Source organism: Corynebacterium sp. PCR 32, from assembly GCF_037464985.1.
Taxonomy (GTDB): Bacteria; Actinomycetota; Actinomycetes; order Mycobacteriales; family Mycobacteriaceae; genus Corynebacterium; species Corynebacterium kroppenstedtii_D.
The window spans coordinates 62,960-84,064 of the sequence record NZ_JBAHVL010000003.1 but is presented as its reverse complement, the minus strand read 5'-3'; the positions used below and the strand labels follow the sequence as shown (position 1 = coordinate 84,064).

21 protein-coding genes are annotated in these 21,105 nt (G+C 57.8%); 14 read left to right on the top strand and 7 right to left on the bottom strand.

All coding sequences use genetic code 11. From position 1 onward, the window contains the following. Positions 1–50 precede the first annotated feature (50 nt). Positions 51–4,049 carry a DNA-directed RNA polymerase subunit beta' gene (locus V5S80_RS05465; protein WP_395169764.1) on the top strand — a complete coding sequence of 1,333 codons (3,999 nt, stop codon included), beginning with the start codon at positions 51–53 and terminating at the stop codon, positions 4,047–4,049. A gap of 498 nt (positions 4,050–4,547) precedes the next feature. Continuing rightward, positions 4,548–4,898 (top strand): hypothetical protein, encoded by a 351-nt coding sequence (locus tag V5S80_RS05460; RefSeq protein WP_395169763.1) that lies wholly within the window; start codon positions 4,548–4,550, stop codon positions 4,896–4,898. A 75-nt stretch (positions 4,899–4,973) separates the two neighbouring features. Here the strand turns inward: V5S80_RS05460 and V5S80_RS05455 are convergent, their stop codons facing one another. Next, a complete protein-coding gene (locus V5S80_RS05455) occupies positions 4,974–5,969 on the bottom strand; it encodes an alpha/beta hydrolase family esterase (RefSeq protein ID WP_395169762.1) in 996 nt (331 codons plus the stop codon). Positions 5,970–6,172: 203 nt separating this feature from the next. On the opposite strand from V5S80_RS05455, the gene V5S80_RS05450 reads away from it, so the two are divergent. The 6 genes from V5S80_RS05450 to V5S80_RS05425 all read left to right on the top strand — a co-directional run bounded on the left by V5S80_RS05450 (position 6,173) and on the right by V5S80_RS05425 (position 14,251). Then, positions 6,173–7,303, top strand: a complete 1,131-nt coding sequence (locus tag V5S80_RS05450) for a ribokinase (protein WP_395169761.1) — start codon at positions 6,173–6,175, stop codon at positions 7,301–7,303. 370 nt (positions 7,304–7,673) lie between these two features. After that, complete coding sequence (gene rpsL / locus V5S80_RS05445) at positions 7,674–8,045, top strand: 30S ribosomal protein S12 (RefSeq protein ID WP_012732458.1); 372 nt, start codon at positions 7,674–7,676, stop codon at positions 8,043–8,045. Positions 8,046–8,048: 3 nt separating this feature from the next. Next, the gene (rpsG, locus tag V5S80_RS05440) at positions 8,049–8,519 is read left to right on the top strand and encodes a 30S ribosomal protein S7 (RefSeq protein ID WP_395169760.1); all 471 of its coding nucleotides are present in this window, start codon (positions 8,049–8,051) and stop codon (positions 8,517–8,519) included. A gap of 100 nt (positions 8,520–8,619) precedes the next feature. Then, positions 8,620–10,746, top strand: coding sequence for an elongation factor G (fusA, locus tag V5S80_RS05435; protein ID WP_395169759.1), 2,127 nt, complete (start codon positions 8,620–8,622; stop codon positions 10,744–10,746). Positions 10,747–11,246: 500 nt separating this feature from the next. Next, on the top strand, positions 11,247–12,437 hold the full coding sequence (gene tuf, locus V5S80_RS05430) for an elongation factor Tu (protein ID WP_395169758.1): 1,191 nt from the start codon (positions 11,247–11,249) through the stop codon (positions 12,435–12,437). A 728-nt stretch (positions 12,438–13,165) separates the two neighbouring features. Then, positions 13,166–14,251, top strand: coding sequence for a hypothetical protein (locus V5S80_RS05425; RefSeq protein WP_395169757.1), 1,086 nt, complete (start codon positions 13,166–13,168; stop codon positions 14,249–14,251). A gap of 93 nt (positions 14,252–14,344) precedes the next feature. Here the strand turns inward: V5S80_RS05425 and V5S80_RS05420 are convergent, their stop codons facing one another. The 6 genes from V5S80_RS05420 to V5S80_RS05395 all read right to left on the bottom strand — a co-directional run bounded on the left by V5S80_RS05420 (position 14,345) and on the right by V5S80_RS05395 (position 18,181). After that, positions 14,345–14,899, bottom strand: coding sequence for a hypothetical protein (locus V5S80_RS05420; RefSeq protein WP_395169756.1), 555 nt, complete (start codon positions 14,897–14,899; stop codon positions 14,345–14,347). Beyond that, positions 14,896–15,591, bottom strand: coding sequence for a hypothetical protein (locus V5S80_RS05415; protein ID WP_395169755.1), 696 nt, complete (start codon positions 15,589–15,591; stop codon positions 14,896–14,898). The genes V5S80_RS05420 and V5S80_RS05415 overlap by 4 nt, the downstream gene beginning before the upstream one ends. Further along, on the bottom strand, positions 15,591–16,832 hold the full coding sequence (locus V5S80_RS05410) for a hypothetical protein (protein WP_395169754.1): 1,242 nt from the start codon (positions 16,830–16,832) through the stop codon (positions 15,591–15,593). The genes V5S80_RS05415 and V5S80_RS05410 overlap by 1 nt, the downstream gene beginning before the upstream one ends. 2 nt (positions 16,833–16,834) lie before the next feature. Continuing rightward, complete coding sequence (locus V5S80_RS05405; RefSeq protein WP_395169753.1) at positions 16,835–17,023, bottom strand: DUF2273 domain-containing protein; 189 nt, start codon at positions 17,021–17,023, stop codon at positions 16,835–16,837. Between the two features lie 63 nt (positions 17,024–17,086). Then, positions 17,087–17,563, bottom strand: coding sequence for a hypothetical protein (locus tag V5S80_RS05400; RefSeq protein ID WP_395169752.1), 477 nt, complete (start codon positions 17,561–17,563; stop codon positions 17,087–17,089). Between the two features lie 111 nt (positions 17,564–17,674). After that, positions 17,675–18,181: an Asp23/Gls24 family envelope stress response protein gene (locus tag V5S80_RS05395; protein WP_395169751.1), complete on the bottom strand. Its 507-nt coding sequence runs from the start codon at positions 18,179–18,181 to the stop codon at positions 17,675–17,677. A gap of 584 nt (positions 18,182–18,765) precedes the next feature. Between V5S80_RS05395 and V5S80_RS05390 the strand changes: the two genes are divergently transcribed. The 6 genes from V5S80_RS05390 (at position 18,766) to rplW (ending at position 21,089) form a co-directional block, all read left to right on the top strand. Continuing rightward, positions 18,766–18,945, top strand: a complete 180-nt coding sequence (locus tag V5S80_RS05390) for a hypothetical protein (protein ID WP_395169750.1) — start codon at positions 18,766–18,768, stop codon at positions 18,943–18,945. 79 nt (positions 18,946–19,024) lie between these two features. After that, entirely contained in the window at positions 19,025–19,168 is a 144-nt protein-coding gene (locus V5S80_RS05385; RefSeq protein WP_395169749.1) for a hypothetical protein, read from the top strand. Then, positions 19,143–19,448 (top strand): 30S ribosomal protein S10, encoded by a 306-nt coding sequence (rpsJ, locus tag V5S80_RS05380; RefSeq protein WP_046202865.1) that lies wholly within the window; start codon positions 19,143–19,145, stop codon positions 19,446–19,448. The genes V5S80_RS05385 and rpsJ overlap by 26 nt, the downstream gene beginning before the upstream one ends. A gap of 26 nt (positions 19,449–19,474) precedes the next feature. Continuing rightward, a complete protein-coding gene (gene rplC, locus V5S80_RS05375; protein WP_395169748.1) occupies positions 19,475–20,131 on the top strand; it encodes a 50S ribosomal protein L3 in 657 nt (218 codons plus the stop codon). After that, a complete protein-coding gene (gene rplD, locus V5S80_RS05370; RefSeq protein ID WP_395169747.1) occupies positions 20,128–20,787 on the top strand; it encodes a 50S ribosomal protein L4 in 660 nt (219 codons plus the stop codon). The genes rplC and rplD overlap by 4 nt, the downstream gene beginning before the upstream one ends. Further along, a complete protein-coding gene (rplW, locus tag V5S80_RS05365; RefSeq protein WP_395169746.1) occupies positions 20,784–21,089 on the top strand; it encodes a 50S ribosomal protein L23 in 306 nt (101 codons plus the stop codon). The genes rplD and rplW overlap by 4 nt, the downstream gene beginning before the upstream one ends. The last annotated feature ends 16 nt before the right edge of the window (positions 21,090–21,105 follow it).

Here is a 21,105-nt window from a genome sequence, read left to right as displayed (position 1 = left end):
AACCAGTAATCATCCGCACAACCCTCGTGAACGAGGGGAAAGGACGTTACGTGCTCGACGTCAATCTTTTCGACGAGCTCCGCATCGGTCTCGCCACGGCCGATGACATCCGTCGCTGGTCACACGGCGAGGTCAAAAAGCCCGAGACCATCAACTACCGCACCCTAAAACCAGAAAAGGATGGCCTATTCTGCGAACGCATCTTCGGGCCCACCCGCGACTGGGAATGCGCGTGCGGTAAATACAAACGTGTCCGCTACAAGGGCATCATCTGTGAACGCTGTGGCGTTGAAGTGACCAAGTCGAAGGTCCGCCGTGAACGTATGGGCCACATCGAGCTCGCCGCCCCAGTCACCCATATTTGGTACTTCAAGGGTGTTCCGTCACGCCTCGGCTACCTCCTGGACCTCGCCCCGAAGGATCTGGAAAAGATCATCTACTTCGCCGCGAACATCATCACTTCGGTCGACGAGGAGGCCCGTCATACGGACCAAGAAACCCTCGAAGCTGACATGTTCATGGAGAAGAAAGAGGTCGAAGCCGACCGCGACGAAGAACTCGCGGAACGCCAGCAAAAGCTGGAAGAAGACCTCAAAGAACTCGAAGCCAACGGTGCTAAAGCCGACGCGAAGCGTAAAGTTCAGAATGCCGCCGAGCGCGAAATGCGCCACATCCGTGAGCGTGCCGAGCGTGAAATCGACCGCCTCGACGAAATCTGGAACACCTTCATCAAGCTTGCACCCAAGCAGATGATTGTCGACGAAGCCATCTACTCGGAGCTAGTCGACCGCTACGAGGACTACTTCACCGGTGGCATGGGTGCCGAAGCGATCCAAACGCTCATCAAGAACTTCGACCTCGAAGAAGAAGCTGAACTGCTTCGCGACGTTATTCGCGACGGCAAAGGCCAGAAACAAGTTCGTGCGCTCAAACGCCTCCGTGTTGTCGCCGCGTTCTTGCGCTCTGGTAATGACCCGGCAGCGATGGTGCTAGACGCGATCCCCGTGATCCCGCCAGAGCTGCGTCCGATGGTCCAGTTGGACGGTGGCCGCTTCGCCACCTCCGACCTCAACGATCTCTACCGTCGTGTCATCAACCGCAATAACCGCCTCAAGCGCATGATCGATCTCGGCGCACCGGAGATTATCGTCAACAACGAGAAGCGCATGCTTCAGGAATCCGTCGACGCCCTCTTCGACAATGGTCGCCGTGGCCGCCCCGTTGCAGGACCCGGCAACCGACCGCTGAAGTCGCTATCTGACCTGCTCAAAGGTAAAGCCGGCCGCTTCCGCCAGAACCTCCTCGGTAAGCGTGTTGACTATTCCGGCCGTTCAGTAATCATTGTTGGTCCGCAGCTGAAACTGCACCAGTGTGGCTTGCCAAAGCTCATGGCGTTGGAACTATTCAAACCGTTCGTCATGAAGCGCTTGGTCGAGAAGTCCTACGCTCAGAACATCCGTTCCGCCAAGCGCATGGTGGAGCGTCAGCGCCCCGAAGTGTGGGACGTCCTCGAAGAAGCCATCGCTGAGCACCCCGTGATGTTGAACCGTGCACCTACCCTGCACCGCCTCGGTATTCAGGCGTTTGAGCCAGTTCTCGTCGAAGGTAAAGCAATCCAGCTACATCCGCTGGCCTGTGAGGCATTCAACGCCGACTTCGACGGCGACCAGATGGCCGTTCACCTGCCTCTGTCGGCAGAAGCGCAGGCAGAAGCCCGCGTCCTCATGCTCGCATCCAACAACATCCTCTCTCCGGCGTCTGGTAAGCCACTGGCCATGCCCCGCCTGGACATGGTGACCGGCCTCTACTTCCTTACCCTGGAGAAGGGCGAAGACCAGATTGGCGGCGAAGGCGCATTCCACGACGCTGATGGCGATGGCCCGAAGCGTGGTGTGTACTCGTCCTTCGCTGAGGCCCTCATGGCTCGCGACCGCGGTGTGCTTGGCCTCCAGGCGCCCATCGAGGTTCGCATCAGCCACCTCCGCCCGCCAGAGGACATCGAAGCAGAACTATTCCCCGACGGATGGCAGCGTGGCCAACAGTGGACTGCCCGCACCACCCTCGGCCGCATCATGTTCAACGAACTGCTGCCCTGGAACTACCCATTCGTCAACGATGTGATGGCGAAGAAGGCACAGGCTGTCATCATCAACGATCTTGCCGCACGGTACCCCATGATCACCGTTGCGCAGACCGTCGACAAGATGAAAGATGCCGGTTTCCATTGGGCAACTCGATCCTGTGTCACCATCTCTATGGCCGACGTGTTGGTTCTTCCCAACAAGGAAGAAATCCTCCAGCGCTACGAGAAGCAGGCTGCGACCATCGAGAAGAAGCTCGCCCGAGGCAAGATCAACGAAGAAGAGCGGTACCGCTCCCTCGTTGACCTCTGGAAGGAATGCACCGACTTCGTGGGTGAATCCGTGGAGAACATCTATCCAGATGAGAACCCGATTCCAATGATCGTGAAGTCCGGCGCCGCCGGTAACATGCGTCAGATCTGGACCCTGGCTGGCATGAAGGGCATGGTCACGAACTCCCGCGGTGACTACATCACCCGCCCGATTAAGACCTCCTTCCGCGAAGGCTTGTCAGTGTTGGAGTACTTCAACAACTCCCACGGTTCGCGTAAGGGTCTGGCCGATACCGCTCTGCGTACTGCCGACTCCGGTTATCTCACCCGACGCCTTGTCGATGTCGCCCAGGATGTTATCGTCCGCGAAGACGACTGTGGCACGAAACAAGGCCTCGACGTGGACGTTGCTCACGCGGTGGTTGATGCTGAGGGCAACGAAACCGGCGAGTTCACCCGCGCAGACTTCCTTGAGACCGGCCTGATTGGCCGCTACCTTGCCCGTGATGCTGTCAACGATAAGGGTGACGTCATCTATGAGCGCGGTGCTCTCATCGGTGAAATTGAAGCGAAGAAGATGGTGGCTGCCGGGGTTCGGACTGCGCGTGTTCGCACTGTCATGATGTGTGAGACCGCTACCGGCGTGTGTGCAACCTGTTACGGCCGCTCCATGGCAACTGGGCAGAAGGTCGACATCGGCGAAGCCGTTGGTATCGTCGCAGCCCAGTCCATTGGTGAGCCCGGCACCCAGCTGACCATGCGTACGTTCCACCAGGGTGGTGTCGGTGGCGACATCACCGGTGGTTTGCCCCGTGTGCAAGAGTTGTTCGAGGCTCGTGTTCCGAAGAACCAGGCTCCCATCGCCTCTGTGCCTGGCACGATCAACCTGGAGGACGACGGTAATTTTTACACCCTGACCATTACCCCGGATGACGGCAGTGATGAAGTCGTGTACGAGAAACTGTCGAAACGTCAGGGTCTTGCTGTCACACAGGAACCAGGTGGCTTCGAACACCAGCTGCGCAGTGGCGACCATGTGGTCGTCGGCCAGCCGTTGCTCCGCGGCGCCCCGGACCCTCATGAGGTTCTCCGCGTTGAGGGGGCAAAGGGTGTCCAGAAGCACCTCATTGAGCAGGTTCAGAAGGTGTACCGTGATCAAGGTGTGGCTATCCACGATAAGCACATTGAGATCATTGTGCGCCAGATGCTTCGCCGCGTGACCGTTATCGAGTCAGGTTCAACTGAGTTCCTCCCCGGAACTCTGGTTGACCGGAATGAAGCGAAAGCTGCCAACGATGCTGTCCGAGCCACCGGCGGAGATCTCGCATCGTACCGTCAGGAGATCATGGGTATCACCAAGGCGTCCTTGGCTACCGAATCCTGGCTGTCGGCAGCGTCGTTCCAGGAGACCACACGTGTTCTTACCGACGCCGCCATCAACAAGCGGTCCGATAAGCTCATCGGCCTCAAGGAGAACGTCATCATCGGTAAGCTTATCCCGGCTGGTACGGGTATTTCCCGCTACCGGAACATCTCCGTGGAACCGACGGAAGAAGCTCGCGCTCAAGCGTTCTCGATGAACATTAGCTATGGCGATGGCTTCTACGGTGAAGACGGCGGCTACGGCGAGTTCACCGGTGCTGCTGTCCGACTCGACGACCACGGTTTTGACGGTGGATTCGGCGATATCAACTAGATGATCGAGGTTAGTTGCTGGGCACTCGTCCCACGGTCGTTATGTTGATTGGCGCTTTGGTGTATACCTGAGTGCTTGTGTAAAAGGCGGGGATATCCCCGCCTTTTGTCGTACCTTGACGGCATGTCACTTAATGAAAGCACTGGTCCAACGAAAGAAGTACCTTCGCGGCACCGTTGCTGAGAAGTATGGGCCACAGCGACGATTCGAGTTAGGGTGTTCCTACCAAAAGACAGCACCAACCTAACGACCGTTTACGATCCGTTGTTAAATCTTCGATTCAACTCGAGGCTGCTAGCACTGAGTTGAGAGAAATACGCTGGCGCTGAAGTGAGCAGCGGTTAAAACTGCGAAGACTTGCGTTCTGAGTGATTTAGGCACCATAGAGCCCTCCACAATCAGCGCTTTCTAGGCATATTGAGTAAGTTCAGGGTAGGTTACCCTAGCATTATATAGCTGCCTATATTTGAGACTCTTAAGAGAGGAATTTAGGGAAGCGTGAGGAATCTCACCATCTTTTTCTTTGGCGCGTTGTCTGTTGTTCTCGCATTTCTGCTTACCCTCTATGGCTATCGGTCAGCAGCGATTGTCTTCCTTATCTTTGCGGCGGCTGACTTCACGCTTATCTTCTGGACGAACGAAGATCGGTACTATACCGGCGAACATGTCGTAGCGAACCGGTGGGTCGACACGATCAGTGTTTGGGTTGGCGCATTGTTTATCGCAATCTTTGACAATTGGGGAGGTCTTGTACTGTTTGTGTGTCCCGGGTGGACACTCGCAACTCCTCTACGTCACGCAATCATTAAACGCAGGGAAGGCGAGAAGCCACCTCGACTACCCAGGTAGTTGCCATGGTGTGATCGATGGGCTATGGCTAGCTAGCCAATTGAGCTGGCTTGCTCGACTGTTATTTCCCCCGGGTTATTTATGGTGGCGGGAGAAGAATTGCCAGATGAGGTCGGTGGTCGGAAATGAATCCACGTACGGGCCTTTTCCGCCAACCTCGGGAGCAGCTGATCCAGGCCAGTTGTGGCCGGCGTCTGTCACCTTGTAGTGAACAGCTTCAGCGCCGCTGGGGCAGCTACTCCACGCGAATTGTTGTCCGCCGTCCTTGGTTGGAGGGTTGGTGGCCGGTGGCGTGACACAGTGATTTCGTCGGGCGAATTCGGCAACGAGCCGACCTCCGGAAATGTATGGTGCACCGTGGGCAACACCTCCGTTGTATCTCATGGTTGTGTCGGCGGTGCCGTGGACTTCCATGATGGACACGCGTGTGCGTGCCGTGACGGCAGCGCATCCGGCGGGTCGTGTGTTGTGGGTATCGTCGTAGTATGCGCCGGATACGGGGGCGACTGCGGCGAAAAGCGTGGGCATGGTGCAGCCTAGCTTGGCGGCGAATCCGCCTCCGTTGGATTTACCGGTGGCGTAGATGCGTGAGTGGTCGATAGGGTAGCGATTGTCGAGTGCGGTAACGAGATCTTTGACAAGTTGGGAATCTTGTGCGCCATGGTTCGTTGTGGCGTAGGGAGCAGATTCCCAGGAAGCGCCGGGGGAGGTGGGGTCGCCGGGTTCACCTTGCGGGTAAACCACGAGTGCGGGCAGCTTATCCAGTCCGGAATATTTCTCCATTTCGCGTGCCGATGAGACATGCCCGTGGAAGGCGAAGATGACGGGTATGCGTGTGTTGGTGCGTGCGTTGGCAGGGACGGATAGTACGTAGGTGCGCTTTTTTCCGCTTGATGTGATCGTGTGGCTAGTGGCATGGTGTGGCGTGGCGCCAGTGGCCGTCGAGGTGGGGGTCGGTGTCGTGGAGGTTGGTTTCTCGGCGGGGTCGTGTGTGTGGGTGCAGCTTGCGGCAAAGAGTAGTAGTGGTGCGCACAGTGCTGCGGCGAGGTGGTGTGAGCGGTGATGTGTCATGGTTTCACTCTTAGTCATGAGGTCTGCGACGGACCGGGGTGGGGTGTTCTTTAGGGGATACGGGTGGTTCCATTATGAACGCCGGGCACCCGGCGGGGGAATGTCAGGCGACGGCTCAGAGAAAGTCTCCACGACAAAGCGCATTCTAGGTAGGGTGGACCTACATTCCAGACCATTCGAGCTTAGAACCGCAGACGATAATTATGGGACGAGAAACAGACCACGTACGCGCTCTTTTATCAATCGCATCGTCGATAGTGTCTACTCCGGGAACGGTGGCGGTGGTGGGGTCCATTAACGCTGATGTCACGACCGTCGTCGCGGAGTTTCCATCGCCAGGGGAAACTGTTGTGGGTGGTGATGTGACAATTAGTCCTGGTGGGAAGTCGTCGAATCAGGCTGTGGCGGCGTCGAAAATGGGGGCGCATGTGGCCATGGTTGGGGCTGTGGGGCGTGACCCCTACGGTGAGCGGCTTCGAGGAGAGTTGGCAACCGTGGGGGTTGACACCTCACATGTGGTTGAGCGGGATACCCCGACGGGGACGGCGTTGATCACAGTGAACCGTGCAGGGGAGAATACGATTGTGTATTCCGCGGGTGCGAATCGAACAGTGTCACGGGGGGATATTGAGGCCGCGGCGGGGACGTTGCAGGGTTCGGATGTTGTTGCGTTGGGCTTCGAGGCGCCTGTTTCTGCCGTGGAGGCTGCTATTAATGTTGCCCGTCATGCGGACCGGGCACCGCAGATCATTGTGAATTATTCCCCCATTGTCGACGCAGGCCCTGGGGTACTTCAGGGCGCAGATATTGTCATTGTGAATCAGCTTGAGCTACGTGCGCTGGCAGCGGCGTATGGCGTGCTCGACGAGGATGGAGGGGCGTTACTTCCTGACCATGACAATAGTGGGGGAGAGGACAGCCATGGTCTCACAAGGCCTGGTGAGGGCCCTCCTGACGGTCTTGAGAGTATTGCGAGGCGTATTGCGTGTTGTGCTGGTCTACGAGGTGTGATTGTGACGGTGGGGTCAGCGGGGTGCGTCGTCATCGAGTTGGATGAGGTGTGTGGCCTCAGTGTGTCATCGGTGGGGCGTGATTGTCAGGGTGTCTATATTCCCGGGTGGCCTGTGGACACCGTCGACTCGACCGGGTGTGGTGATTGTTTCATGGGAACGGTGGCTGCGGCGGTCGCGGCAGGGTGTGGCCTTGTAGATGCGGCGCGATGGGCAACTTTTGTGGCCTCGCGGGCGGCCACGAGGCGGGGTGCTCAGCGATCGTACTTCTCTGCTGAACACCTGGTGTGTGAACTCTCCAGTGACGCTGATGAGGCGCTATAAGTTTGGGAAAAATCCAGGTTATCGCTTAAACTGAGATGCTGTGTCCGCCACGTGCGGGCGGGACGAATGTCCACCGTAGGCCAGCGAGAGCGGCTGACTCGTTCACGTACGCTCAAAAATTGCTGGTCACACCGTTAAAAAGTTCCGCCGAAACATCATCCCCGTGTGGTGTCGGCACGAGCTTTTTAGCGTTACGGAATACGCTTGCAAGGGCAGGTGTGAGCACCACGTGAGCACCCCGCCTGCACGGGCACTATGCCAGTGAGCGAGTGACAACCCCGGTGAGCTATAACACCCATCGCACTGAAATGTGGGAAGGGTATCCGGGAATGCATCGCAACCGCGTCAAGAAAACATAGAAAGTCGGTACATGCCTACTATTCAGCAGCTGGTCCGCAAGGGCCGCAAAGACAAGAAGGCTAAGGTGAAGACCGCGGCCCTCAAGGGTTCACCGCAGCGCCGCGGCGTCTGCACCCGTGTCTACACGACGACCCCGAAGAAGCCGAACTCCGCTCTCCGTAAGGTTGCTCGTGTTCGCCTGACCTCTGGTATTGAGGTTTCCGCTTATATTCCTGGTGAAGGCCACAACCTGCAGGAACACTCCATGGTGCTCGTCCGTGGTGGTCGTGTGAAGGACCTTCCCGGTGTCCGCTACCGCATCATTCGCGGCTCCCTTGATACGCAGGGAGTGAAGGATCGTAAGCAGGCACGTTCTCGCTACGGCGCCAAGAAGGAGAAATAATCCATGCCACGTAAAGGTCCAGCACCCGCACGTCAGCTCCCGAAGGACCCGGTATACGGGGACACCATCGTGTCGCAGCTGATCAACAAGGTCCTCGTTGACGGCAAGAAATCCACCGCTGAGCGCATCGTCTATGGTGCCCTTGAAGCGTGCCGCGAGAAGACCGGAACCGACCCGGTTCTGACCCTTAAGAAGGCTCTCGACAACGTTAAGCCCACCCTTGAGGTGCGTTCACGTCGCGTCGGTGGCGCCACCTACCAGGTTCCGGTTGAGGTTCGCCCCGGCCGCGCTACCACCCTGGCGTTGCGTTGGTTGGTCATGTTCACCCGTCAGCGTCGTGAGAACACCATGACCGAGCGTCTCTCCGCAGAAATTCTCGACGCCTCCAACGGGCTCGGGGCATCGGTCAAGCGTCGCGAAGACACGCACAAGATGGCTGAAGCTAACCGCGCATTCGCGCACTACCGCTGGTAATCACCTCTCCGGCGTAGCCAGACTAAGAATTGCACGCAGGCCCGCCGCCATCGGAGTCTTCCGGTGATCGGGGCCACCAAACTACGAGTTGGGGTACACAGTGGCACAAAAAGTGCTTTCTGACCTTCACAAGGTCCGCAACATCGGCATCATGGCCCACATCGATGCCGGCAAGACTACCGTCACCGAACGAATCCTCTTCTACACGGGTATCAACCGCAAGGTCGGTGAAACCCACGATGGTGCCTCCACCACCGACTGGATGGAGCAGGAGAAAGAGCGCGGCATCACCATCACGTCGGCTGCTGTCACCTGTTTCTGGAAAGACAACCAGATCAACATCATCGACACTCCCGGCCACGTTGACTTCACCGTTGAGGTTGAACGTTCGCTCCGCGTGCTTGATGGCGCCGTCGCCGTCTTCGACGGTAAAGAAGGCGTTGAGCCGCAGTCCGAGCAGGTGTGGCGCCAGGCTGCTAAGTACGATGTTCCCCGCATTTGCTTCGTCAACAAGATGGATAAGCTGGGAGCAGACTTCTACTACACCGTCGACACCATTGTCGACCGTCTGAACGCCAAACCACTGGTCATGCAGCTGCCCATCGGTGCTGAGGATGACTTCGATGGCGTCGTTGACCTGATCAACATGAATGCCATTACATGGCGCGGCAAGGTCGACGTTGGCGCAGAGCCCACCATTGAGGACATCCCGGCTGAACTGAAAGACAAGGCCGAGGAATACCACGAGAAGCTCCTCGAAGCTGTTGCTGAGTCTGATGAAGCACTCATGGAGAAGTACTTCTCCGGCGAAGAACTCACCACTGACGAGATTCACGAAGCCATCCGCAAGATGGTGGTGAACTCCGAGATCTTCCCGGTCTTCTGTGGTTCCGCCTATAAGAACAAGGGTGTCCAGCCTTTGCTTGACGCCATCAACTGGTACCTGCCGACCCCGCTTGACGTGGGAGAGGTTCACGGCCACAAGGTTGGCGACGAATCCGTCGAGCTGACCCGTACGCCTGCCACTGATGCGCCGTTCTCCGCTCTGGCCTTTAAGATTGCTGCCCACCCGTTCTTTGGTAAGTTGACCTTCGTCCGCGTGTACTCTGGTTCCGTTGAGCCTGGCCAGCAGGTTATGAACTCCACCAAGGGGCACAAGGAACGCATTGGCAAGCTCTTCCAGATGCATGCCAACAAGGAAAACCCAATGGATGTTGCCAACGCCGGTAACATCTACGCCTTCATCGGCCTGAAGGACACCACCACGGGTGACACCCTCTGTGATTCCAATAACCAAATCATCCTGGAGTCTATGGACTTCCCGGATCCGGTTATTGAGGTCGCTATCGAGCCGAAGTCGAAAGCTGACCAGGAGAAACTCGGTGTTGCTATTCAGCGTCTCGCTGAAGAGGACCCGACCTTCACTGTGAAGCTCGATGAGGAAACCGGCCAGACCGTTATCGGCGGTATGGGCGAGCTTCACCTCGACGTCCTTGTTGACCGCATGAAGCGCGAATTCAAGGTTGAGGCAAATGTTGGTGCTCCGCAGGTTGCGTACCGCGAGACCATCCGCAAGCCTGTCGAGAAGTTCGAATACACCCACAAGAAGCAGACCGGTGGTTCGGGCCAGTTCGCGAAGGTCATCATCTCCCTGGAGCCCTACTCACCGAACCTGGACGAGTTGGAAGAGGGCGAGTCCCCGACCTACAAGTTCGAGAACGCTGTCACCGGTGGTCGTGTGCCAAAGGAATACATTCCTTCCGTCGACGCTGGTATTCAGGATGCCATGCAGTACGGTACGCTGGCTGGCTTCCCGCTGGTCAACATCAAGGCCACCCTGCTCGATGGTCAGTACCACGAAGTTGACTCGTCTGAAATGGCGTTCAAGATCGCTGGTGCACAGGCACTCAAGGAAGCTGTTCAGAAGGCTAAGCCAGTTCTGCTCGAGCCGATGATGGCTGTGGACATCATCACACCTGAGGAATACATGGGTGAAGTCATTGGCGATGTTAACGCACGCCGTGGCCAGGTTGACTCCATGGATGACCGCTCTGGCGCCAAGGTGGTCAAGGCGACGGTCCCGTTGTCCTCAATGTTTGGTTACGTTGGTGACCTGCGGTCCAAGACACAGGGTCGTGCTAACTACACCATGATTTTCGACTCCTACGCTGAGGTTCCGACGAATGTCGCGCAGGACATCATTGCGGAGCGTACGGGTACCAAGTAACCCGGATACTCCACGTGGACTCACACGGTAGGCGGCCCCGTGCGCAAGTAGTCAACTTCCGCACGGGTGTAAATACCGTGTTTCCATACCTCCCAGCCCACCGAGTTGCAGGGTAGGCTGCGAGCGCACATGGTAAGGGTCAACCAGGCACTATCCCATCGATGTACCGTCGCGTGGGGGCGGATTCGAACTCCCCCCCGTGAACGATGCTGACACGTCACACCGACGTAGAATGTGAATAGTGCCTGGTGGCCGTTACCATGGACAGAAGAGGCTATGGCAGCTTGAAATACGTTGCCTTACCCCTTTACTATGCTGTAACTGGCAATATAAAAATCACCTTTCGCAGGGCCATCCACTTTCAACTTTGACCAGCGCGGATACTGATTTAGTATCGGCGGGGCGCGGGTTGATCATCATGGTGACGACGTACCCGTGAAAGGTAATACCACCCGTGGCTGCGAACGTCGTAGCCACCGAGACGTCCAGGAGGACAAACAGTGGCGAAGGCTAAGTTCGATCGGAGCAAGCCGCACGTAAACATCGGTACCATCGGTCACGTTGACCACGGTAAGACCACCACCACCGCTGCGATCACCAAGGTTCTTGCGGAGAAGTACCCCGAAGAGAACCAGGCTTTCGCTTTCGACGCCATCGACAAGGCGCCGGAGGAGAAAGAGCGCGGCATTACCATTAACATCGCTCACGTCGAGTACTCCACCCCGAAGCGTCACTACGCTCACGTGGATGCTCCGGGCCACGCCGACTACATCAAGAACATGATCACCGGTGCAGCTCAGATGGACGGCGCAATCCTCGTGGTTGCTGCTACCGACGGCCCGATGCCTCAGACCCGCGAGCACGTTCTTCTTGCTCGCCAGGTTGGCGTTCCTTACATCCTCGTTGCACTGAACAAGTGTGACATGGTTGAGGACGAAGATCTCATCGAGCTCGTTGAGATGGAAGTTCGTGAGCTCCTCGCCGAGCAGGACTTTGATGAAGAAGCACCTATCGTTCACATCTCTGCTTTGAAGGCTCTTGAGGGTGACGAGAAGTGGACCCAGTCCATCCTCGACCTCATGGACGCGTGCGATGAGTCCATCCCGGATCCGATCCGTGAGACCGAAAAGCCGTTCCTCATGCCGATTGAGGACATCTTCACCATCACCGGTCGCGGCACCGTTGTGACCGGTCGTGTTGAGCGCGGTACCCTCAACATCAACGATGACGTTGAAATTCTGGGTATCAAGGAGAAGTCCCAGAACACCACCGTCACCGGTATCGAGATGTTCCGTAAGCAGCTCGACTACGCAGAGGCTGGCGACAACTGTGGCCTGCTCCTCCGTGGCACCAAGCGTGAAGACGTTGAGCGTGGTCAGATTATCGCGAAGCCTGGCGCATACACCCCTCACACCGAGTTCGAGGGCTCTGTCTACGTCCTGTCCAAGGACGAGGGCGGCCGCCACACCCCGTTCTTCGACAACTACCGTCCGCAGTTCTACTTCCGCACCACCGACGTTACCGGTGTTGTGAAGCTTCCTGACGGTGTTGAGATGGTTATGCCTGGCGACAATGTCGACATGTCCGTCACCTTGATCCAGCCGGTTGCTATGGATGAGGGCCTCCGCTTCGCTATCCGTGAAGGTGGCCGCACCGTTGGCGCTGGTCGTGTGACCAAGATCAACAAGTAAAAATCTTCTTCCCGCCAGGATTGCAACGAACCTGACCGGGTCGTAAGAGTACCCCGCTGTCCACGGACAGCGGGGTTTTACTTTCAAACCCTGAAAGAATAATAGGGTCGGCTACGGTGGCAGTACGATCTGTGCTGAGGTATATCTGCCCGACTAAGAAATAGGGCGCACAGAATTTTCAGATCCTCCACCCCCCATAGCGTTTCTTTCCTGACAAAGAGAGGGGAATCGTAACGCTTATTCGTCGTCGGTTCTTTGTTGCTTGTTGCTGTTATTGGAGTTGGAATTGCAGGCCACTTTTTCGAGGTAGCCGCCCTAGCGTTGGCTTCCTTGATTGTCTTCTGGGGTACTACTCGTTCTCCTCGGTGAGGATTTCACCCCGGTGATAGGGATGGAATTCCGCCGTCATCTGAGGTCCCCAAATATCGGGAAGAACATCCGGGCGTAGGCGTGGCGAAGCAGTAGCTCGGCTAAAAGAACGGCAGTAAGAGTCTTTCCCTGATCGACGTGTTTTCTGTTATCCGAGCTAGTCAACTCCCGAGCTTCGCCAGAACATGGTGGGCTACGGGCAATGAACTACTTCTTCCCGCAAGGTTCGGTTCTCCCTGGGTTACGTCCGCACGGGTGTGTTGCAAGGCGTAGGCAGTTGTTCATCATGAAATGTGTCGTCACAAAGAAGGCTATAGTAAATATAGGTATTTTCTGAATTCTTGGTAAGGATCGAGACGATGACACGTGTAGTACGACTTCACTCGGCGACAGACGTCAACCCCGTGACTTGTTCAGGCGCATCTCCTCAACTGGCGTCGTCGGGGCCTGGTGAGCATCATCATGCCCCGACGCGCAGGACACGAATGACCAAAGTTTTCTCCGGTGCTATTGCGGTAGCGGCGGTGTTGGTGGCACCAATAGTGTCATCCTCAAGTGCAGTGGCACACGCAGCACCAACCCCGAATATCGACCAGCAAGGAAACATCATCGCGCCCATCCGGACCCAAATCTCCTTCCAGGAATCATTGACTGGTTTCCACGCGGGTACAACAAATGAACACGAGTCACGCCCCGCACTGTCACTGGTCAAAATGTATATCGCTGACTATGTTTTCGAGCACGGTACGCCCGAGGAACAAGCACAAGCGACACAGATGCTTCGGTACTCCGATGACAACATCGCAACCGCGTTGTACAAAACCTATCCACAGAGTATTCAGGACCGCGCAGAAAAATACCACCTCAACGACACACATGCTGATCCCCGATGGGGATACAGCACAACGTCGACAGCTGACTCAGTGGCATATCTAGAAGCAAAGAAACGTGAAAACCTATCCGGCCCCGTCCTCGTCGCCCTCGCAACAGCATCACCAGTGGCCGCTGACGGCTTCAAACAAGACTATGGGACCGCAACCCTACCGGGCGTTATTGGCACCAAGTGGGGGTGGTCAGACGACCGCAAGTCCATTACGGCGTCCGCCTCCTTCGGACCATTTTTCTCAGTTTCAGCAAACACGTACGGCCCAGCACAACAGCTAACTGATGACGTGCACACCGCGTTTACCCACAACCCTGCAACCCCACCAGCGACTGACAATCACGTAAGCCCCGCGGCAGACCCCTCCCCAGCAGCGCAGACAGAATACCCAGCACGCGCCGCATCGCAAGCTGCCCTCAATGATGTTCGAGCAGCAACCGACAACGTCCTCCCTGAGCACATCATTGAGACTGTCGGCCAACCACTCGTCAACGCTGTGCCCAAAACGGTGACCCTCCCCGCACCCCTCGCTGCCGTCCTTCCCCCGGCACCTCAAGGATAACAACGTGGAGAACATCCCAAGCCCGGTTGACCTCGCATGAAAGGTCAACCGGGCTTGGGATGTCCCCGCCGCGTCCCCACGGCAAGTAAAGTATCACCCCGCTCGATTGAGGTGAACCAAAAAACGGGTCTCAACGTCTTCCTTCGGGAGCGCAGCGACAATATCTGACGCCGCCTCACGGCAAGTAGAGCGCACAGTGTCGAGATCCACATTGGGGCTGCACCGGAGAGTGACGGTAAGCACCTTCGTGCCACGATCCACCTCGGACCGGTACGTGCAGTCGTCGATGTTTTCATAGCGAGTGAGATCCTGCGATACCGCCGATGCAATATCATCCAAGCGGACGATGACTCGACCGTTGTCAGCAGATTCTTTCGTTTCCACCTTGGTCACACGGCGCCGATCGATAATGAGCCACCACAACCACAGGCCCAACAGGATCAACACTGTCGACACAATACCGAGCGCGGTGGGATACCAGGTTTTATCTGTCAGCGTAGCCCAGAAGTGGGTGTCCGCGTACTCACCGAGTTTTTCAGCCAAGCTGAGGTGCAATGCGAGACCAATACCCCACACACCGCCGAGGATGAGCGCGGCTGCGACGAGGATCATGATGATCCGGAGAAATAGTGACTTTCCGTGGCTCATTGATCACTCCTTGGTCGAGCACGCCGAACCTTAAGATCCGGCTGTGACGACACTGTTTGAACGACGGGCCGGCATGCCTTCACGACACGGTCGGACAAACCAGGGTCGTCGGGATCTCCCGTCACCGTGATGGTGACGCATTTTGCGGTGGCAACGGTCGTGGCGTTGAGAACACCGCGCTGGTCCTTTGCCCGGGCGCTACAAGCCCGAGCGATGTCGACAGGCCGCATCCACACCGAGGCGTCCTTGTCGACGAGCATATGAGTTTTACTACGCGGGCGAACACTCGCGATAAGGATAATGAGGCCCAGAATAAGGGCGACGATGGCGATGGCGAGGAACATCGGGACCCAGTGTGCGTGGCTCAGCCATGTAATGATGGGGTGGAGCCACGATGGTCCACTCACCGTATCGGTGACCACAAGGACGTCGCGGATACCAATGCCCCCAGCAGTGAGGAACACAAGCCCGAGGACAAACATCCAGCCGCGGGCCTTCGGGGATTTGCGTGGTTCCTGAGCTGGTCGGAACGCACGTTCCTTCTGTTGCGATGCTCCCGGCAGTGAGGAGTTCGTGGCCTGGCGCGTCTCAGAGGTCACGGATGCGGCCTCATCGTAGCCATTCTCGACCGCAGTGGATGGTGAGGCAGTAGGCGTCGGTCCACCGTCGGGTTTCAGCTGGTTGGTAGCCATTACGTCTGTCCCTTCGTCGAACCGTCATACGTTGTGCTCTCGCTGGTGTGCGGTGTAGCTGCTGAAGGGGAATATGGTGTCGTGCCGGAGCTGCCCCTGGCGCCAGTGGTACCGAACGTGGTTCCATGGGACACCACTGTCCGGACTTTGCGAGGATGCCGTTCGCGCCGGCGCTCACGCGTGACGCTACGCTCGTCCTCCTTCAACGCTTCGAGGACCTTCTGCTGGTCGACGGGTTGTGCAGAGGGCTCCGGGTGCGTCACCGTTGTCGAGCGGACTCTAATCGGCGCAGTTGGCTTCAAAGGGAAGGCACGAACTGTTTCCATGGGCAACGACTCCACCACGATGGGCGCGGTACGGCGTGGGCCGATGTCTCCCACAAGGTGTGTCACCGGCGTTCGCTGTACTGTCGGCGTCATCGTCGGAGTGATGGGCGTCGGCGTGAGAGGCGACTCTACCGGGCGTGAGCGTGTGACGATGGGGTCCGTCGTCCGCGGGGTTGCCGATGTGTTGACGTGCACCACGGGAGTTGTGTCGGCCGAGGGGTAGATACAAGGGCGAATCGGTTGAGGTGTCACTGGGGAGTGGACCGTTGTCCTCTCAACCGAGATCGGGGCCAATTTTTTCCGCGTGTGGACCGGGGGGACAGGCCTCACAGGTGGCTGGTGCGCTACGACGTCGATGAACGGTTCGATCCGCGTGTGCTGCGGATGGATGAGTTCAGTGGTCGTCCGGTTGACATGCACAGGTGTCAACGTGATGTCACCGAATGGCTTCGGGTGAACAAGTGTGGTGAGCGTCCTGTGCGTGGTGACGGAGTGGGCGTGCAGTGGTGATGCCGTGATCTCGTTGAGGGTGGGTTCCTGTTCGCGTGCAGCGAGGTCCTCGGAGGTCACCCGGGTGGGTTCAGCGTCGCTGGTGTCACCCGGTACGACAGCGGCCACCGAAACGTCGGCCTTGATAACCGGAATGTCCGTGTACCGTTCGACCCACGTGTGCAATGCTTGTCGGGCGGAGGTAGCGACCTCCGTGACAGGGGATGGCCATTGAACAGCGATCTGCGCGACGATGGACATCGCGCGGTTATCAGTGTCGAGGTCGATTTCCCAGCGGGGAAGCTCGCGTCCGGTGACTCGGTCTAGCCCACTGGCGTGATGGATGCACCCGGGAACGGATGCTAGTGCTTGCTCAACAATCCGGCCCACGGCTTTCTCGGAGATAACTGTGGAGGGTTGAGACATTATTAGCCCCTGCCTCGTCCGCCGCTGCGAAGCAACGAACGTAGGTCAATAAGACCATCATATTGAGCTCCGACTAGACCTCCGACGGCGCAGAATACGAGCACGAGGAGGAAGCCGGAAAATCCCTGGAGAATGATGGCGAGTGCCAGCATGAAGCCGACAACAACACCAATGAGGGTTGCATATTTCATGATTTCACCTTCCTGGTGAAGGTCCTCCCTGAGATGGAGAGGACGGTTGGGTGGACTCGTAACCTACGTCTTCTTTGGAGTATGACCCGGCCGGGTGCTAGTCGAGGCGTACCGCACAGCGCCAGGCATGCCTCTGGGCAGACGAGTCCGGACCGCGTGGGATGTTGCTGTGGCGGCTCGGCGTACCCGTGTGACTACCCGTTTTGCGGTGGGGGCAGAGACGATAACAGCCGCTGCGGCAGCAGCGCCGGGATCGAGGTGCCCGCCGTCGTTGGTATGTCGACGGGCGATGTCTTGTGCTCGATCCCAGTGGGCCCCTGCGCTCTCCGGGGCGTGAGCACTGGAGTGCCGTTGCGCCCAGTCACGGTTGAGTTCGTCGAGCTTACGGATGAACAGATCTGCATCCCCACCACGATCGGGGTGATAGCGGCGGATGAGCGTACGACGTTGAGAAATATAGGCAGGATCCTGGGTGTAATGGTCCTCGGGGAAGCCTGCGGGATGATCGCCGGCTCGGTGTGAGGAGGGGGAAGTGCTCACAGAATCCTTTCCATTGTGTGATGACATCAACGATGACGTACAGCTGCGTGTGCCAGATCCGTCGATGCCGACGGCTCACCGGGTCCCTCCATCGAAGGGGAGGGGACGCTCCTATTGGACGCGCGGCTGGTCCGAGGATTCATCATCGTGGTCATCATCGTCGATGTCGAGGTGAACGTCATGGACGGTGACGTTGACTTCAGTGACCTCGAGGCCGGTCATGGCCTCTACAGACACAATGATGTTCTTACGAATAGCCTCGGCAAGTTCGTGGATAGCGACGCCGTATTCAGCGACGATGGAGATATCTACTGCTGCTTGGCGTTCGCCGACCTCCACCGAGATGCCCTGCTGAACGTTGACGCGACCACCGGGGATGCGCTCACGCAGCGCACCAACCATGCGGGCGGTACCTCCGCCGAGGTCGTGGACGCCGGATACCTCGCGGGCAGCCATGCCAGCGATCTTGGAGACAACTGTGTCGGCGACGACGGTTTGGCCGTTTTCAGTCTGAAGGGCAGACGAGTTGTCGTGGTGAGCTACAGATGAGGATTGTGAGGTGGCGAGATCCTTGGAGCTCTTGTTGTCGTTGTTCTTCTTTTGGGGCGAGTCGTTCACGAAAAACTCCTTAAAGGTGAGGGTACATACAAACCCGATGGGGGTAGGAATCAAAAAATTATAAGTACGAATGTACCTATTTTAATGACCCCACACTTGTCAGTATAAACGTGAATTGTTGGACTTGTCAGCAAAAAATGCAGGGTTTTTATAGGGGTCACCGAGCCTCATTTCTCAACCATGCCAGCGATCAGCGCTACCAGTGATTATGTTTTCCACTCCTGGGGAAACATGAGTTTGCGCATACCGTCCAAACATGTTTAAATACTCGGGTTGCTTTAACACGATGCACCCCGCAACACCGGAAAGTCCATCATCAACGGCAGAAACGAGCTCATTGAGCATGGTGTCGTCAATACTGATAGCACACCCTGTTTCTCCCTATGGTGGAACGGAAACTAACGATGAACGGTAAGGCATCGCTGGTGAAGTGAGCATGATCCACGGTGGTCAAACTCCTCCGTAGTGCGCACGGATTCGTACGGGCCCACGCCCATGACTACAACAACACACCTGGTGTAGAGAATCTGAAGAAGCGTAACCGGCGGGACAAGACCGCGGTGCTGACAATGTGAGAAGGCGATATGCCCTCCGCAGGACCGAGCCGGGAGCATGGCAAATACACAGCGGCAGTAGGAAAAAGACCACAACCACCCGACGGCAATCCGTCGCACGGTGAAACATGGATCCTCTTTCCCTGCATTGATCCGGTCCTCATTCTTGACATTGACGACACCCAACGTGACGTCGACACGCATGGATAAGGACGGTAAGAGCCACGTGTAGCCGTGCGCTCGCACCGCTCTCTGAGGAGGATCGTCATCACATGCACATACTGGCACTGTGCCGGCTTCCAAGCAGGCGTCAGCGCTGACGGACAATGTAAGTAAAGACAAGCAGATCCGGAACGGAACAGCACACGCTGCACCAGACTGGATTGATGCTAGGAATGAGGACAAGCGTGGCGGGACAAAAAATCCGCATTAGGCTCAAGGCCTACGACCACGAGGCTATTGACGCCTCGGCGCGCAAGATCGTGGAGACGGTCACTCGTACCGGCGCAACCGTAGTTGGACCGGTACCGCTGCCGACAGAAAAGAACGTCTACTGTGTCATTCGTTCTCCGCACAAATACAAGGACTCGCGTGAGCACTTCGAAATGCGCACGCACAAGCGCCTGATCGACATCATCGACCCCACCCCGAAGACCGTCGACGCGCTGATGCGCATCGACCTTCCGGCAAGCGTCGACGTGAACATTCAGTGAGCCTGGACCGCAGCGGAGAATATTCAATGAGTGAAAATCAGATCAAGGGCATTCTGGGCACCAAGCTCGGCATGACCCAGGTCTTCGACGAAGACAACCGCGTAGTTCCGGTCACCGTCGTCGAAGCAGGGCCGTGCGTCGTCACCCAGATTCGCACCCAAGAAAAGGACGGCTACAACGCCATCCAAATCGCCTACGGCGATATCGACCCCCGTAAAGTCAACAAACCACAAAGCGGCCACTTCGCCAAAGCTGGTGTCACACCACGCCGCTACGTTGCTGAAATCCGCATGGATGACGTCTCCGGATACGAAATCGGACAAGACGTCACCGTCGACCTCTTCGGCGACGTCAAATTCGTGGACGTCACCGGCACCACCCGCGGCCACGGCTACGCCGGCGCCATGAAGCGCCACGGCTTCGCCGGCCAGGGTGCCGCCCACGGTAACCAGGCAGCCCACCGCCGCGTCGGCGGCATCGGCGCCTGCGCCACCCCGGGCCGCGTCTTCAAGGGAACCCGCATGGCAGGCCGCATGGGTAACAACCGTGTCACCACCCAGAACCTCAAACTGTTCAAAGTGGATGCCGACTCCAACCTGCTCCTCATCAAAGGCGCAGTCCCCGGCATCCGTGGTGGCCTCGTTACCGTTAAAACCGCAGTGAAGGGCGGTGCACACGCATGAGCAACCTAACGCTAAACGTCCACACCGCTGACGGATCAACCAACGGCACCGTCGAACTACCAGCCTCCCTGTTCGACGTCGAGGTCAGCACCCCGCTGCTGCACCAAGTCGTCACCGCACAGCTGGCAGCCCGACGCCAGGGCACCCACGCCACCAAAACCCGCGGCCAAGTCCGCGGTGGCGGCCGCAAGCCCTACCGCCAGAAGGGAACCGGCCGGGCCCGCCAGGGCTCCATCCGTGCGCCCCAGTTCACCGGCGGTGGCACCGTTCACGGTCCACAGCCGCGCGACTACGATCAGCGCACCCCCAAGAAAATGAAGGCAGCCGCACTCCGCGGCGCACTCTCTGACCGGGTTCGCCACGACCGCATCCACGTGGTCGACGACCTCGTCCCCGGCCAGAACCCCTCGACGAAAGCCGCCCGCGCTTTCATCGAACGCCTCACCGACCGCAAATCGGTCCTGGTTGTGCTCGGCCGCGAGGACGTCAACTCCATCAAGAGTGCACGTAACCTCCCGAACGTTCACATCCTTCCGTCCGATCAGCTGAACACCTACGACGTCCTCAACTCGGACGACATCGTGTTCTCCGTCGAGGCCCTCAACGCCTTCATTGAACGCGCTACCGGCGCCGAGACGAAGGAGGAGAGCAAGTGAGCGATCTGAACAACCCCCGCGACATCATCCTCGCACCGGTTGTCTCCGAGAAGTCCTACGGCCTGATGGAGCAAGGCACATACACCTTCCTCGTCCGCCCGGACTCCAACAAGACACAAATCAAGATCGCCGTCGAAAAAATCTTCGGCGTGAAGGTTTCCAGCGTCAACACCCTCAACCGCGAGGGCAAGCGCAAACGCACACGCTTCGGCTACGGCCGTCGCAAGGCAACCAAGCGCGCCATGGTGACGCTGGCACCCGGTAGTGATCCCATCGACATCTTCGGCGGTGCTGCCTCCTAAGGCAGCCAGTTAGGAC

Coding starts and splice junctions, on each gene's coding strand:
- V5S80_RS05405 (WP_395169753.1), bottom strand. CDS start 17,023: ATGAAATATGCAACCCTCATTGGTGTTGTTGTCGGCTTCATGCTGGCA.
- V5S80_RS05415 (WP_395169755.1), bottom strand. CDS start 15,591: ATGGCTACCAACCAGCTGAAACCCGACGGTGGACCGACGCCTACTGCC.
- V5S80_RS05420 (WP_395169756.1), bottom strand. CDS start 14,899: ATGAGCCACGGAAAGTCACTATTTCTCCGGATCATCATGATCCTCGTC.
- rplC (WP_395169748.1), top strand. CDS start 19,475: ATGAGTGAAAATCAGATCAAGGGCATTCTGGGCACCAAGCTCGGCATG.
- V5S80_RS05450 (WP_395169761.1), top strand. CDS start 6,173: ATGGGACGAGAAACAGACCACGTACGCGCTCTTTTATCAATCGCATCG.
- V5S80_RS05425 (WP_395169757.1), top strand. CDS start 13,166: ATGACACGTGTAGTACGACTTCACTCGGCGACAGACGTCAACCCCGTG.
- V5S80_RS05410 (WP_395169754.1), bottom strand. CDS start 16,832: ATGTCTCAACCCTCCACAGTTATCTCCGAGAAAGCCGTGGGCCGGATT.
- V5S80_RS05455 (WP_395169762.1), bottom strand. CDS start 5,969: ATGACACATCACCGCTCACACCACCTCGCCGCAGCACTGTGCGCACCA.
- V5S80_RS05390 (WP_395169750.1), top strand. CDS start 18,766: ATGCCCTCCGCAGGACCGAGCCGGGAGCATGGCAAATACACAGCGGCA.
- rpsG (WP_395169760.1), top strand. CDS start 8,049: ATGCCACGTAAAGGTCCAGCACCCGCACGTCAGCTCCCGAAGGACCCG.
- rplD (WP_395169747.1), top strand. CDS start 20,128: ATGAGCAACCTAACGCTAAACGTCCACACCGCTGACGGATCAACCAAC.
- rpsL (WP_012732458.1), top strand. CDS start 7,674: ATGCCTACTATTCAGCAGCTGGTCCGCAAGGGCCGCAAAGACAAGAAG.